Annotated in this window: 18 protein-coding genes; 15 read left to right on the top strand and 3 right to left on the bottom strand. The window is 62.4% G+C overall.

All coding sequences use genetic code 11. The annotated features are described in order from the left end of the window. The first annotated feature begins 78 nt into the window (after positions 1-78). The 15 genes from fliH to flhB all read left to right on the top strand — a co-directional run bounded on the left by fliH (position 79) and on the right by flhB (position 12,179). Positions 79-846 (top strand): flagellar assembly protein FliH, encoded by a 768-nt coding sequence (gene fliH / locus NJF35_RS15930; RefSeq protein ID WP_225789303.1) that lies wholly within the window; start codon positions 79-81, stop codon positions 844-846. After that, on the top strand, positions 836-2,194 hold the full coding sequence (fliI, locus tag NJF35_RS15925) for a flagellar protein export ATPase FliI (RefSeq protein WP_225789302.1): 1,359 nt from the start codon (positions 836-838) through the stop codon (positions 2,192-2,194). The genes fliH and fliI overlap by 11 nt, the downstream gene beginning before the upstream one ends. Before the next feature lie 6 nt (positions 2,195-2,200). After that, positions 2,201-2,653, top strand: a complete 453-nt coding sequence (gene fliJ, locus NJF35_RS15920) for a flagellar export protein FliJ (protein WP_225789301.1) — start codon at positions 2,201-2,203, stop codon at positions 2,651-2,653. A gap of 229 nt (positions 2,654-2,882) precedes the next feature. Further along, positions 2,883-3,188 (top strand): STAS domain-containing protein, encoded by a 306-nt coding sequence (locus tag NJF35_RS15915; RefSeq protein WP_225789300.1) that lies wholly within the window; start codon positions 2,883-2,885, stop codon positions 3,186-3,188. A gap of 8 nt (positions 3,189-3,196) precedes the next feature. Then, complete coding sequence (locus NJF35_RS15910) at positions 3,197-4,888, top strand: fused response regulator/phosphatase (RefSeq protein ID WP_225789299.1); 1,692 nt, start codon at positions 3,197-3,199, stop codon at positions 4,886-4,888. 70 nt (positions 4,889-4,958) lie between these two features. Further along, the gene (locus NJF35_RS15905) at positions 4,959-5,297 is read left to right on the top strand and encodes an Hpt domain-containing protein (protein WP_225789298.1); all 339 of its coding nucleotides are present in this window, start codon (positions 4,959-4,961) and stop codon (positions 5,295-5,297) included. Between the two features lie 71 nt (positions 5,298-5,368). Next, a complete protein-coding gene (locus NJF35_RS15900; protein WP_253091251.1) occupies positions 5,369-6,622 on the top strand; it encodes a flagellar hook-length control protein FliK in 1,254 nt (417 codons plus the stop codon). Positions 6,623-6,752: 130 nt separating this feature from the next. Then, a complete protein-coding gene (fliL, locus tag NJF35_RS15895; protein ID WP_253091250.1) occupies positions 6,753-7,250 on the top strand; it encodes a flagellar basal body-associated protein FliL in 498 nt (165 codons plus the stop codon). 9 nt (positions 7,251-7,259) lie between these two features. Continuing rightward, entirely contained in the window at positions 7,260-8,228 is a 969-nt protein-coding gene (gene fliM / locus NJF35_RS15890; RefSeq protein WP_225789295.1) for a flagellar motor switch protein FliM, read from the top strand. A gap of 46 nt (positions 8,229-8,274) precedes the next feature. Continuing rightward, positions 8,275-8,745, top strand: a complete 471-nt coding sequence (gene fliN, locus NJF35_RS15885) for a flagellar motor switch protein FliN (RefSeq protein ID WP_225789294.1) — start codon at positions 8,275-8,277, stop codon at positions 8,743-8,745. Next, on the top strand, positions 8,746-9,192 hold the full coding sequence (gene fliO / locus NJF35_RS15880; protein ID WP_225789293.1) for a flagellar biosynthetic protein FliO: 447 nt from the start codon (positions 8,746-8,748) through the stop codon (positions 9,190-9,192). It begins immediately after the preceding gene. Next, complete coding sequence (gene fliP, locus NJF35_RS15875) at positions 9,192-9,959, top strand: flagellar type III secretion system pore protein FliP (RefSeq protein WP_253091249.1); 768 nt, start codon at positions 9,192-9,194, stop codon at positions 9,957-9,959. Before fliO ends, fliP begins: the two co-directional genes overlap by 1 nt. Before the next feature lie 21 nt (positions 9,960-9,980). Beyond that, the gene (gene fliQ, locus NJF35_RS15870; protein WP_225789291.1) at positions 9,981-10,250 is read left to right on the top strand and encodes a flagellar biosynthesis protein FliQ; all 270 of its coding nucleotides are present in this window, start codon (positions 9,981-9,983) and stop codon (positions 10,248-10,250) included. Between the two features lie 7 nt (positions 10,251-10,257). Continuing rightward, positions 10,258-11,034 carry a flagellar biosynthetic protein FliR gene (gene fliR / locus NJF35_RS15865; protein ID WP_225789290.1) on the top strand — a complete coding sequence of 259 codons (777 nt, stop codon included), beginning with the start codon at positions 10,258-10,260 and terminating at the stop codon, positions 11,032-11,034. Between the two features lie 2 nt (positions 11,035-11,036). Then, positions 11,037-12,179: a flagellar biosynthesis protein FlhB gene (flhB, locus tag NJF35_RS15860; protein WP_225789289.1), complete on the top strand. Its 1,143-nt coding sequence runs from the start codon at positions 11,037-11,039 to the stop codon at positions 12,177-12,179. A 176-nt stretch (positions 12,180-12,355) separates the two neighbouring features. Here the strand turns inward: flhB and NJF35_RS15855 are convergent, their stop codons facing one another. From NJF35_RS15855 to NJF35_RS15845, 3 genes are all read right to left on the bottom strand, one after another. Beyond that, positions 12,356-13,270, bottom strand: coding sequence for a D-alanine--D-alanine ligase (locus NJF35_RS15855; RefSeq protein ID WP_253091248.1), 915 nt, complete (start codon positions 13,268-13,270; stop codon positions 12,356-12,358). Positions 13,271-13,275: 5 nt separating this feature from the next. Then, entirely contained in the window at positions 13,276-14,244 is a 969-nt protein-coding gene (locus tag NJF35_RS15850; RefSeq protein WP_253091247.1) for a cysteine desulfurase family protein, read from the bottom strand. Between the two features lies 1 nt (position 14,245). Beyond that, on the bottom strand, positions 14,246-14,387 hold a 142-nt coding region (locus tag NJF35_RS15845; RefSeq protein WP_253091270.1), incomplete at its 5' end, for a transposase.

Below are 14,387 nucleotides of genomic sequence, written 5' to 3'. Positions count from 1 at the left end.
AAAGCAGATCGCATGCTGCCGCTCTTGCTTGCAGCTTGACGCGCGCCGCTAAAACCGATTCCACCAGCAGGCATTTGCATGTCCACCAAAGAACACCCCAGCGACCTGATCCGCGCTCGTGACCTCGAAGGCGTCGATGTCTGGCCGCTGCCCAGCTTCGATCCGGAGCCGGAGCCCGAACCTGAGCCGGAACCTGTGCCTGAGGTCGTCGAGGACGAAGTCGAGGAGGTGCCGCTGGACGAGGTCCAGCCGCTGACCCTCGAGGAGCTCGAGGCCATCCGCCAGGAGGCCTATAACGAAGGCTTCGCCACCGGTGAGCGCGAAGGTTTCCACAGCACCCAGTTGAAGGTGCGCCAGGAGGCCGAGGTCGCCCTGGCGGCCAAGCTGGACAGCCTGGAGCGGTTGATGGGCCACCTGCTCGAGCCCATCGCCGAACAGGACACGCAGATCGAGAAGTCCTTGGTGCACCTGGTCGCCCACGTGACCCGGCAGGTGATCGGCCGCGAGCTGCGCAGCGACTCCAGCCAGATCACCCACGTGCTGCGCGAGGCGCTCAAGCTGCTGCCGATGGGCGCCGACAATATCCGTATCCACCTCAATCCCCAGGACTTCGAGCTGGCCAAGGCCCTGCGCGAACGCCACGAGGAACGCTGGAAGCTGCTCGAAGACGAATCGCTGCTGCCGGGGGGCTGCCGTATCGAGACCGCCCACAGCCGCATCGACGCGACCATGGAAACGCGGATCGAGAAGGCCGTGGCGCAACTGTTCGACCAGCTCCACGACCAGGCCCTGCACCCGGCTGCGCCGGACCTGTCGATCGAACTGGATAATCCCGATGCGCCTTGACCGCACCAGCTTCGGCAAGCGCCTGGGCAGCTATGCCGGGGCGGTGAAGTTGCCTGCGCAACCGCTGGTCGAGGGCCGCCTGCTGCGCATGGTCGGCCTGACCCTGGAAGCCGAGGGGCTACGGGCGGCGGTGGGCAGCCGCTGTCTGGTGATCAACGACGACAGCTACCACCCGGTGCAGGTGGAGGCCGAGGTGATGGGCTTTTCCGGTAGCAAGGTGTTCCTCATGCCGGTCGGCAGCATCGCCGGCATCGCCCCGGGCGCGCGGGTGGTACCGCTGGACGACAGCGGCCGCCTGCCCATGGGCATGAGCATGCTTGGCCGGGTGCTCGACGGTGCCGGCCGTGCGCTGGACGGCAAAGGCGGGATGAAGGCCGAGGACTGGGTACCGATGGACGGGCCGGTCATCAACCCGCTCAACCGCGACCCCATCAGCCAGCCGCTCGACGTGGGCATCCGCAGCATCAATGGGTTGCTCACCGTCGGCCGGGGCCAGCGCCTGGGCCTGTTCGCCGGTACCGGCGTGGGCAAGTCGGTGCTGCTGGGCATGATGACCCGCTTCACCGAGGCCGAGATCATCGTGGTTGGGCTGATCGGCGAACGGGGCCGGGAGGTCAAGGAGTTCATCGAGCACATCCTCGGCGAGGAGGGGCTAAAGCGCTCGGTGGTGGTGGCCTCGCCAGCCGACGACGCGCCGCTGATGCGCTTGCGCGCGGCCATGTATTGCACGCGCATCGCCGAGTACTTCCGCGACAAGGGCAAGAACGTCTTGTTGCTGATGGACTCGCTGACCCGTTTCGCCCAGGCCCAGCGCGAGATCGCCCTGGCCATCGGCGAGCCGCCGGCGACCCGGGGCTATCCGCCTTCGGTCTTCGCCAAGCTGCCCAAGCTGGTGGAGCGGGCGGGCAATGGCGAGCCGGGTGGCGGTTCGATCACGGCGTTCTATACCGTGCTCTCGGAAGGCGACGACCAGCAGGACCCGATCGCCGACTCGGCGCGGGGCGTGCTGGATGGCCACTTCGTGCTGTCCCGGCGCCTGGCCGAGGAAGGGCACTATCCGGCCATCGATATCGAGGCTTCGATCAGCCGGGTCATGCCCCAGGTGGTCGATGCCGATCACCTGCGCCAGGCGCAGAAGTTCAAGCAGCTGTGGTCGCGCCTGTCGCAGAGCCGCGACCTGATCAGCGTCGGCGCCTACGTGGCTGGCGGCGATCCAGAGACGGACCAGGCCATCGCCTTGCAGTCCAAGCTGGTGGGCTTCTTGCGCCAGGGGCTGGACGAGAATGTCGGCATGGCCCAGAGCCGCGAACAGCTGGGCGGTATCTTCGCCGCGCCGGCGGGCGGTTGATAGCCCATGGCCTTGCCCAGCAGAGCGGCACGCCTGGCGCCGGTGGTGGAAATGGCCGAGGAGGCCGAGCGCAAGGCTGCCCAGCGCCTGGGGCATTTCCAGCAGCAGGTGGTGCAGGCCCAGGCCAAGCTGGCCGAGCTTGAGCGTTTTCGCGAGGACTACCAGCAGCAATGGATCAACCGTGGCGGGCAGGGGGTCAACGGCAGCTGGCTGGTCAACTATCAGCGCTTCCTGGGGCAACTGGAGGCGGCCATGACCCAGCAGCGGCAGAGCCTGACCTGGCACCAGAACAACCTCAACGGTGCCCGCGACACCTGGCAGCAGGCCTATGCCCGGGTCGAAGGCCTGCGCAAGCTGGTGCAGCGCTATATGGACGAGGCCCGGCGTGCCGAGGACAAGCGCGAGCAGAAGCTGCTCGACGAGCTGTCCCAGCGCCTGCCGCGCCAGGGGCATCTGTAGTCCTGCGTCGGTCAGCGAGCATCTGGGGCCGCTTCGCGCCCCATCGCCGGCAAGCCGGCTCCCACAGGTCGGCGGTGCTCACGGAGCCTGAGTCATGCAGAGGACTTGGCGATGGGCAGGCCCCTGAAACCCGAACCTCACGAACGGTCCTGCCCCCGCCTTGCGACCCCGCTCCATGCCTGCTAAACCTTCAAAAGTCGTATTCGCCATCATCGAAGGAATCGCTGGCATGGCTGTCGAATCCGATTTCTCCCAGGACGATAAAAAGCTGACGATCAAGGTCAAGGGCCGCTTCGATTTCGGCAGGCACCAGGAATTTCGCAATGCCTACGAAAGGCAACCGGTACGGCCCAACTCGGTCGTGGTCGACCTCAAGGACGCCACCTACCTGGACAGCTCGGCGCTGGGCATGTTGCTGCTGCTGCGCGACCACGAAGGCGGTGATGACTCCTGCATCAGCGTGATCAACACCAGCCCCGACGTGCGCAAGATCCTGGCCATTTCCAATTTCGAAAAGCTGTTCGACATCAGTTGAGTATCGACATGCCGGCCGAACGGGCGCTGAGCGTGCTGGTTGCCGAGGACGGGGCGGCAGACCGCATGCTGCTCGCGCAGATCGTCCGGCGCCAGGGCCATGAGGTGTTCACCGCGGAAAACGGCGAGCAGGCCGTGGCGCTGTTCGCCGAGCGGCGCCCGCAACTGGTGCTGCTCGACGCGCTGATGCCGGTGATGGACGGCTTCGAGGCTGCGCGGCAGATCAAGGCGCTGGCCGGCGAAGCGCTGGTGCCGATCATCTTCCTTACGTCGCTGAACGAAGAACAGGCTCTGGTGCGCTGCCTGGAGGCTGGCGGCGACGATTTCATGGCCAAGCCCTACAGTGCGGTGATCCTCGGCGCCAAGATCCGTGCCATGGACCGCTTGCGCCGGCTGCAGGCCACGGTGCTGGAGCAACGGGACCAGATCGCCCGCCACCATCACCACCTGCTCAACGAGCAGCGCGTGGCCAAGGCCGTGTTCGACAAGGTGGCCCATTCCGGCTGCCTGCAGGCGCCGAACATCCGCTACCTGCAATCGCCCTACGCCCTGTTCAACGGCGACCTGCTGCTGGCGGCCTACACCCCTTGTGGCGACATGCACGTGCTGCTCGGCGATTTCACCGGCCATGGCCTGCCTGCCGCGGTCGGGGCCATGCCCCTGGCCGAGGTGTTCCATGGCATGACAGCCAAAGGCTATGGCCTGGGCGAGATGCTGCGGGAGATGAACGCCCGGCTCAAGCGCACGCTGCCGGTGGACATGTTCTGCTGCGCGCTGTTGCTCGAACTGAGTTTCCAGCGCGGCACGGTGCAGGTGTGGAACGGCGGCATGCCTGACGGCTACCGCTTGTCCGCGGCTGGCGAGGTGCTTTCGACGCTGGTTTCCCGCCATCTGCCGCTGGGGATCCTGGCCCCCGAGCGCTTCGACGACAGTACCGAAGTGCTGCCGCTGGCGGTGGGCGAACGCTTGTTCCTGTTGTCCGACGGTGTCGTCGATACCGCTGACGCGCAGGAGCGGCTGTTCGGCGTGCAGCGCCTGCGCCAGGTGCTGGCCGACAACCGGGATCCGGCCCGGCTGTTCGACGAGGTGATGCTGGCCCTGGAGCGGTTCGGCGGGCGCCCCCGGGACGATATCAGCCTGTGCGATATCCGCATGAGCGAGCCAGTACCGCCGACCCCGCTGGCCGTGGCCCCTGGCGGTGGTGGGCACTCCGGCCCGCTGGCGTGGTCGATGCGCTTCGAATTGCGTGCCGACAGCTTGAAACGGTTCAACCCGGTGCCCTACCTTGTGCAACTGCTGCAGGAAGTCCAGGGGTTGCGATCGCATGGTGGGGCGCTGCACAGCGTGCTCAGCGAACTGTACGCCAATGCCTTGGAGCACGGGGTGCTGGGCCTGGACTCGCGGCTCAAGTGCGACGCCCAGGGTTTTGCCGATTATTATCGCGAGCGCGACCGGCGCCTGGCGCAACTGGCCGAGGGGTTCGTGCAGATCGTCATGAAGGTGGAACCACAACCCTGTGGCGGGCGTCTGACGATCGAGGTCGGCGACAGTGGTGCCGGCTTCGACGTGGCGCGGGAACTGGCGCGCTCGATGACGGCGCACAGGCTCAGCGGCCGCGGCCTGAACATGGTCCGGCGCCTTAGCCAGGGGGCCGAGTGGCTCGACGGTGGCCGTTGCGCACGGGTGATGTTTTTCTGGTGAATGGGTGGCGAACTGCCACGCAGGCTGGGGCATAATCAAGCTTGATCAAGGAGTGAACAAGTACGTGGACATGCATATCGATCACAAGCTGCTCACCGACCTGCAGGAGGTCATGGAAGACGGCTACCTGCAATTGCTGGAAACCTTCCTCGAGGATTCCGAGCGGCGCCTGAGCCAGTTGCACGAAGCCAGGAACGCCGATGAGCTGGGCCTTGCCGCGCACAGCTTCAAGGGCAGCAGCAGCAACATGGGCGCCGTTGGCCTGGCCGAACTGTGCCGCCAGCTCGAGGAGCGGGCGCGGCAGCGGCCGCTGTATGGCATCGAGGACCTGGTCAACCGCATCGACCAGGAATATCAGGAGGTCCAGCGCTTCTACCGCGACGAGCGAGAACGGATTTCCGCCAGCTGAGGGAAACCTGGCGCGAGTCTTGCCTGTCTTTGCCCGGACGATTTCACGATTTCCGGCGCGGAGACCTTTCAATGCCTGTCGCACCCAATCCTTTGTTGCAAGCCAGTGTCATGGACAAGCCGTCGCGCTCGGCTGCCAGCGTGGTGGACAAGCCGCAGCAGGGCGCGGGCGGGCAGGGCACTGGCTTCGACCAGGTCATGGCCCGCCAGGGGCGTGACGACAAGCCCGTCCAGGCCAAGCCGAAGGACAGGCCCGAGGCGGCGTCGGGCGGCAAGCAGGATGATGGCAAGGGGGCAGCCGTTGCCAAAGGCGGCAAGAACTTGCCGGCCACCGACCAGGCTGGCGAAACCGCTGAAGCCGATGGCCCGGGCTCGCTCGATGCTCGCCTGGTGGCGGGCCAGGTCACCGATGCGCAACCCGGCGCGCAGCTGATTCAGGCCCAGGCCGAGGCCGTGGCGCCTGCCCTGCAGGCGGCCCAGCCAGCAGACGCATCGACGGCTACCGAGCAGGCGTCCGAAGATTTCGACCCGCAGGCTGACCCCTTGGCCGACCTGCCAGCCCTGCGCCTGGCCCTGGAGCAGAATGCCCAGGCCAAGGGCACCACCTGCGCCCATGCCAGCCGGGCTGACGAGCGCCAGGCCCAGGCCGACGATGGCCGGGGAGCCGTCAATACCTTGGCGAACCTGGTCGATGAAGCTGGAGAGTCGGAGCCGGGCGGCAAGGCATTCGACAACCTGCTCGACGATGGCCTCAAGGACCTCAAGAGCGCCAGCAGCGACACCCGCGTCGACGATTTCGCCAACCGCCTGGCCAGCCTGACCCAGGCCGCCACGCCGAAGACCGCCAACGCCATGCCGGCCAACCCCCTGCACCAGCCGCTGCCGATGAACCAGAACGCCTGGGCCGAGGGGTTGGTCAACCGGGTCATGTACCTGTCCAGCCAGAACCTCAAGTCGGCCGACATCCAGCTCGAGCCCGCCGAACTCGGGCGCCTCGATATCCGCGTCAACGTGGCGACGGACCAGACCACCCAGGTGACCTTCATCAGCGGTCATGCCGGCGTGCGCGATGCCCTCGACAGCCAGGTGCACCGCCTGCGCGAGCTGTTCGCCCAGCAGGGCCTGGCCCAGCCTGACGTCAACGTCGCCGACCAGTCCCGTGGCCAGCAGCAACAGCAGGGGCAGCAGGAGAGCTCGAGCCTGTCCGGCGTCGCCGCGCGCCGGGCCGCCGAGGCCGGTGGGGAGGCCGACGAGCTGGCCGATGCCACGCGGCCGGTGGAGCGGCAGGTGGTCGTCGGTGACAGTGCGGTGGATTACTACGCTTGAATCGATTGCGGCGATCCGTCTGCGGGGCAAGCTCCCGGTTGGTCGACACCCCCTGCGATAAATCTGGCATAACACTTGCTCAAGCCACGTCATTCTCCTGTGAAACCCTAATGGACGACGGATTATTGGCATGGCCAAGAGCGAAGCAGTCAAAGACCCCGCCACCAAAGGCAAACTCAAACTGATCCTGCTGCTGGTGCTGGCCCTGTTGCTGGCGGTCGGCCTGTCGGTGGGTGCCACCTGGTTCGTTATGCACAAAAGCGAGTCGGCACCCGCCGCCGACCCGGCCCAGGCCAATGCCAAGCCAGCGGCGATCTACGAGCCCCTGGCCCCCGCCTTCGTGGTCAACTTCAACCAGAACGGCCGGCAGCGCTACATGCAGGTGAGCATCACCCTGCAAGGGCGCAACCAGGCCGACCTGGACGCGCTCAAGGTGCACATGCCGGTCATCCGCAACAACCTGGTCATGATGTTCTCAGGCCAGGGCTTCGACACCCTGGCCAGCAGCGCGGTGGGGCAGGAGATGCTGCGCCAGAAGGCCACCGCGGTGGTCCAGGAAGTGGCGCAGAAGGAAGTCGGCAGGCCGGTCGTCGACCAGCTGCTGTTCACCAATTTCGTATTGCAGTAGGAGCCCGAAATGGCCGTGCAGGACCTGCTGTCCCAGGATGAGATCGATGCCCTGTTGCACGGGGTCGACGATGGGCTGGTACAGACCGAAAGCGTTGTCGAGCCCGGCAGCGTCAAGAGCTACGACCTGACCAGCCAGGATCGGATCGTGCGCGGTCGCATGCCGACCCTGGAGATGATCAACGAGCGCTTCGCCCGCTACACCCGCATCAGCATGTTCAACCTGTTGCGCCGCTCCGCCGACGTGGCGGTCGGGGGCGTGCAGGTGATGAAGTTCGGCGAGTACGTGCACTCGTTGTACGTGCCCACCAGCCTGAACCTGGTCAAGATCAAGCCGTTGCGCGGTACCTCGTTGTTCATCCTCGACGCCAAGCTGGTGTTCAAGCTGGTGGACAACTTCTTCGGCGGCGATGGCCGCCACGCCAAGATCGAGGGCCGCGAGTTCACTCCCACCGAGCTGCGCGTGGTGCGCATGGTGCTGGACCAGGCCTTCGTCGACCTCAAGGAAGCCTGGCAGGCGATCATGCCGGTCAACTTCGAGTACATCAATTCCGAGGTCAACCCGGCCATGGCCAACATCGTCGGGCCGAGCGAGGCGGTGGTGGTGTCGACCTTCCACATCGAACTCGACGGTGGTGGAGGCGATCTGCACGTGACCATGCCGTACTCGATGATCGAGCCGGTGCGGGAAATGCTCGACGCCGGTTTCCAGTCCGACCTGGACGACCAGGACGAGCGCTGGGTCAAGGCCCTGCGCGAGGACGTGCTGGATGTCAGCGTGCCGCTCTCGGCCACCGTGGCCCGTCGCCAACTGAAGCTGCGCGACATCCTGCACATGCAGCCGGGCGACGTGATCCCGGTGGAGTTGCCCGAGCACCTGGTGCTGCGCGCCAACGGCGTACCGTCGTTCAAGGCGCGGCTGGGCTCGCACAAGGGCACCCTGTCGCTGCAGATCATCGACCCGATCGAACGCCGCTGACGGCGTGCCGGTCGCAATCCCGAATCGAATGCCAGTCGAGGACACTATGGCTAACGAAAACGAAATCACCTCCCCGGAGGATCAGGCCCTGGCCGACGAGTGGGCCGCAGCCCTGCAAGAAACCGGCGATGCCGGCCAGGCCGATATCGACGCGCTGCTGGCCGCCGATGCTGGCAAGCCGTCCGCCGGCACCGGCCGCCTGCCGATGGAAGAGTTCCCTAGCTCGCCCAAGCCGAACGAAAACGTCAGCCTCGAAGGCCCGAACCTGGACGTGATCCTGGACATCCCGGTGAACATCTCCATGGAAGTGGGCAGCACCGAGATCAGCATCCGCAACCTGCTGCAGCTCAACCAGGGCTCGGTGATCGAGCTCGACCGCCTGGCCGGCGAGCCACTGGACGTACTGGTCAACGGCACCCTGATCGCCCATGGCGAGGTGGTGGTGGTCAACGAGAAGTTCGGCATCCGCCTGACTGACGTGATCAGCCCCAGCGAACGCATCAAGAAGCTGCGCTGAGTGAAAGGCCGGATTCGGGCCGCGATGGCCCTTGGCGCGCTGTTGGCCAGCGAGGCGGTGATCGCCGCCGCCCAGCCGGTAGCGCCGGCGCCTGCCACCCCGGGCAGCCTGGGCGGGCAACTGGCGCAGATGGTCCTGGGCCTGCTGCTGGTGGTCGGCCTGATCTTCTTCCTGGCCTGGCTGCTGCGCCGCTTGCAGGGCGCCGCGCCGCGTGGCGCGCAAGTGATCGAGATCGTCGGCAGCCGGGCCATCGGCCCGCGCGACAGGTTGTTGCTGGTGCAGGTGGGCAAGGAGCAGATCCTCATCGGCCATACCCCTGGCAGCATCGAGGCGTTGCACGTGCTGGCCGAGCCCGTGGAGGTGCCGGCTGGCGCCCGCCCGGCCACGCCGGAATTCGCCCAGCGGCTGTTGGAGCTGATGGGCAAGGATCAGAAGGACAAGAAGTGATGAGTGGCGCCCTGCGCACCCTGTTGAGCACCTTGCTGCCAATCGCGCTGCTACTGGCCGCGCCGTCGGTCCTGGCCGCCGACCCGTTGTCGGTGCCGGCCATCACCCTGTCCAGCGGTCCGGACGGGCAGCAGGAATACTCGGTCAGCCTGCAGATCCTGCTGATCATGACGGCGCTGAGCTTCATCCCGGCGTTCGTCATCCTGATGACCAGCTTCACCCGCATCATCATTGTCTTCTCCATCCTGCGCCAGGCCCTGGGCCTGCAGCAGACGCCGTCGAACCAGGTGCTCACCGGCATGGCGCTGTTCCTGACCCTGTTCATCATGGCGCCGGTGTTCGACCGGGTGAACCAGGATGCCATCCAGCCCTACCTGAACGAGCAACTGACCGCCCAGCAGGCCATCGACAAGGCCCAGGGGCCGTTGAAAGACTTCATGCTGGCGCAGACCCGGCAGAACGACCTGGACCTGTTCGTGCGCCTGTCCAAGCGCACCGACATCGACAGCGCCGAGCAGACGCCGCTGACCATCCTGGTCCCGGCCTTCGTCACCTCGGAGCTCAAGACCGCGTTCCAGATCGGCTTCATGATCTTCATCCCGTTCCTGATCATCGACATGGTGGTCGCCAGCGTGCTGATGGCCATGGGCATGATGATGCTGTCGCCGCTGATCATCTCGCTGCCGTTCAAGATCATGCTGTTCGTCCTGGTCGATGGCTGGGCGCTGATCATGGGTACCCTGGCCGGCAGTTTCGGTGGCGTCTGACGCCATCAAGGAGAGCCTTGCATGACACCTGAAGTCGCCGTAGACCTGTTCCGCGATGCCTTGTGGCTGACCACCCTGATGGTCGCCACCCTGGTGGTGCCGAGCCTGCTGGTGGGGCTGGTGGTGGCCATGTTCCAGGCCGCCACGCAGATCAACGAACAGACCCTGAGCTTCCTGCCGCGCCTGCTGGTGATGCTGGTGACCCTGATCCTCGCCGGGCCCTGGCTGGTGCAGAAGTTCATGGAGTATTTCATCGGCCTGTACACCAGCATTCCCCAGTTGATCGGTTGAAACGGCCATGCTGGAGCTGACCGACACGCAGATCGGCACCTGGGTCGCCACCTTCATCCTGCCGCTGTTCAGGGTGACCGCGCTGCTGATGACCATGCCGATCTTCGGTACGCGCATGCTGCCGGCGCGCATCCGGCTGTACGCCGCCCTGGCCATCACCGTGGTGATCGTGCCGGGCCTGCCACCGTTGCCTGAGATCGACCCGTTGAGCCTGCGCGGCGTGCTGCTGTGCGGTGAGCAGATCATCGTCGGCGTGCTGTTCGGCCTGTCGTTGCAGATGCTGTTCCAGGCCTTCGTGGTGGCTGGGCAGATCATCGCCGTGCAGATGGGCATGGCCTTCGCCTCCATGGTCGACCCGGCCAACGGCGTCAACGTGGCGGTGGTCAGCCAGTTCATGACCATGCTGGTGAGCATCCTGTTCCTGGTGATGAACGGCCACCTGGTGGTGTTCGAGGTGCTGACCGAAAGTTTCACCACCTTGCCGGTGGGCAACGCCCTGGTGGTCGGCCACTTCTGGGAAATGGCCGGGCGCCTGAGCTGGGTGCTCGGCGCCGGGCTGCTGTTGATCCTGCCGGCGATCGCCGCATTGCTGGTGGTCAACATCGCCTTCGGCGTGATGACCCGTGCCGCGCCGCAGCTGAATATCTTCTCCATCGGCTTCCCGCTGACCCTGGTGCTGGGCATGGGCATCTTCTGGGTCGGGCTGGCCGACATCCTTTCCCACTACCAGGCATTGGCCAGCGAAGCGCTGCAATGGCTGCGTGAACTGGCACGGGCGCGCTGAGCATGGCAGAGAGCGAAAGCGGTCAGGACAAGACAGAAGAGCCCACCGACAAGCGCAAGCGCGACGCGCGCGAGAAAGGCGAGATCGCCCGCTCCAAGGAGCTCAACACGGTAGCGGTGACCCTGGCCGGCGCTGGCGGCCTGCTGGCGTTCGGTGGCTACCTGGGCGAGACCTTGATGGAACTGATGCGCCTGAACTTCAACCTGCCGCGTGAGGTGCTGGTGGACGAGCGGGCCATGGGCGCCTTTTTGCTCGCCTCGGGCAAGATGGCGTTGTGGGCGGTGCAGCCGGTGCTGATCCTGCTGTTCGTGATCGCCTTCATCGCCCCCATCGCCCTGGGTGGTTTCCTGTTCTCCGGGAGCCTGCTGCAACCGAAGTTCAGCCGCATGAACCCGTTGTCGGGGATCAAGCGCATGTTCTCCTTGAACGCCTTGACCGAGCTGCTCAAGGCCATCGCCAAGTTCTTCGTGATCCTCGTGGTGGCGCTGGTGGTGCTGGCCAACGACCGCCAGGCGCTGCTGGCGATCGCCAACGAGCCGCTGGAGCAGGCGATCATCCACAGTGTCCAGGTGGTGGGCTGGAGCGCCTTGTGGATGGCTGCGGGGCTGCTGTTGATCGCGGCGGTGGACGTGCCGTTCCAGCTCTGGCAGGCGCACAAGAAGCTGAAGATGACCAAGCAGGAAGTGCGCGACGAGTACAAGGACACCGAGGGCAAGCCGGAGGTCAAGCAGCGCATCCGCCAGTTGCAGCGCGAAGTGTCGCAGCGGCGCATGATGGCCGCGGTGCCGGAGGCTGACGTGATCATCACCAACCCGACCCATTACGCTGTGGCGCTCAAGTACGACCCGGAGAAGGGCGGTACGGCGCCGTTGCTGCTGGCCAAGGGTACTGACTTCATCGCCCTGAAGATCCGCGAGATCGGCATGGAGCACAAGGTGCAGATCCTCGAATCGCCGGCCTTGGCGCGAGCGATCTACTACTCCACGGAGCTCGAGCAGGAAATCCCGGCGGGGCTGTACCTGGCGGTGGCCCAGGTACTGGCCTACGTCTTCCAGATCCGCCAGTACCGGGCGGGCAAGGGCAAGGCGCCAGAACCGCTCAAGCCGGACCTGCCGATTCCGCCGGATTTGCGTCGGGATAGCTGATTGAATGCCGAAAGTATTTGCTTTTTCTGTGTAAGGGGAGAACTCAAGCGCTACCAGTGCTGCACATTACGGGTGGCGCTTGATCCCGTACCTGAATCAATCAAGGAAACTGATTGTTGAGCACAACGCATTGCGCACCTATAAAGATAGATATTAAACACGGCCTGTGCTATTGTTTAACTATCGCAAACTGGATGTAAATTATTTAATAAAAGGACTAGTTCATCAAATTCAATTCCACACTCGTGGCATGCTTTGGGGAAAAGGCTATGGCTTGTTAAGCCGGGCAGGGTATTGAGCTCTATAAGATAGGGTTTTTCATCGTGAATGATAATGTCTGCTCTAAAATAATCAAGGTCAATTGCTTCGGCAATGGATTTGCAGTCTTTTTTTAGTTTCTGGTTGATGTGTCTGGGCAAAGTAATTAGTTTGGCAGTTGTCTTGGTGGATAAAAATTTTGCCTCATATGAGAAGAAGTCGCTTGTGAATCCGAGGGCAAAAATTGGTAGTACGTGCCCGAATAAATAACAGACTGATAGTTCTGGGCCGGCGATGAACTCTTCAATAAGTATGCCGCTCTTATAATGAAGCGCTCTTTCAATAGCTGCGTAAAAATCTTTGGGGTTGTCGTGTACTAGCGATACACCAAAACTGCAGCCTTCACTGTTAGGTTTGATAATACAGGTGTCGCCAAGTTGTTGTTTTGCCTCATCGAAGGAGGCGCTGCGGATATCTCTTAAATATAGATAATTCGCTACGTTGATGCCCAGCCCTCTGGCAATATGCTTTGTTAGCAATTTGTCCATGCATATTGCGCTTGCCTGAGGAGAAGGTCCGTTATAAGGCATGTTCAGGCCTTCCAGATACGCCTGTGCCATTCCGTTTTCACCGCATCCACCGTGAAAAGCCAGAAAAACCCTTGTGAAGCCCTCTAGCTTTAGTTCAAACAGATTCTTGTATTCGGGTATAGTAAAGACTTCATGACGTACCTGAGATCTGCGTAATGATTGTGAAACAGCCTCAGCGGTCTGGAGAGAAACGTCACGTTCCGAGGAGTCTCCACCAGTTATTATTGCAATATTTTCTGTCATATTTTTCACTGATTTAGTGTAGTTAGCTTTAGTACAGTTTTTGCAAATATTTCCACGCCAGTTTTAATGTCGTTGATATCCATGTCGCTAGTGAAGGAGAGGCGAATTGCACTGTTTGCTCTATCGGGGCTATATCCGATGCCCGTAATGACGTGAGAGGGTTTCAGGTTGTTCGAGTTGCAGGCCGAACCTGATGAGACACATACGCCATCTAGACAGCTAATGATAGTTTCTGCGCCTATGCCAGGAATCGAGATATTCAAAATATGAGGTATGGAATTTTTTTCGGGAGAATTTAGTTGGAATGATATTTTATGAGAGTTTAACGTTTCGAGGATAGCGATTCGTCGTTGAGTTGCTGATTTCCACGAAGCATGGAGACTATTGGTGTTAATACGTTGGGCGGCAATGCCAAAGCCGACAATAAGTTGAGTTGGAAGTGTTCCGCTGCGGAGTTTAGATTGTTCACCACCGAATGTAAGAGGACGCAAGCGCGAAACAGTGGAGGGTGAAGCGTAAAGGGCACCTATTCCTTTAGGGCCTTGAATCTTATGCGCTGAGATAGAGACACAGTCTACTCCAAGATTCTTGACATTAATCGGTAGTTTCCCTACTGCCTGTGCGGCATCGATATGAAATAAGGCGGATGACTTATTCAATATTTTTCGAATTTCCGACAAATCTTGATAGGTGCCTATTTCAGAATTTACATATGATAGAGAAAGCAGTGCGGTATTTTGGTCTACAAGAGTAGATAAGTGTTCAAGATCAATTCGTCCGCATCTATCAATTTTCATTCTGCGAACTTCGATATTTTTTCTTTCAAGCTCTTCTGCGGCTAAAATGCTTGATTTGTGATCAATTGGGCAAATTACAATGTTTTTTTTGGCGGCGTTAGCACCAAGAATCACAATGTTGTTGCTTTCGGTTGCTCCTGACGTGAACGTTATTTCATTCGGCGCGCAACCTAGCATGCTAGGCTCTGTACGAAAAGTACTGTCGTAGACATCGCCGCCAGCAGGCCAATGTGACCATGGCGGCATAGCTTTTCGCGAGCTTGCAGTAACGGGTCGCCAAGCGACGATGCTCCTTCAGCCAGCCGAACAGTCGCTCGATA

The organism is Pseudomonas guariconensis (assembly GCF_024127895.1).
Lineage (GTDB): Bacteria > Pseudomonadota > Gammaproteobacteria > Pseudomonadales > Pseudomonadaceae > Aquipseudomonas > Aquipseudomonas guariconensis_B.
Note: the sequence above shows the minus strand (reverse complement) of the source record. Positions and strands in the feature narration are given on the sequence as shown.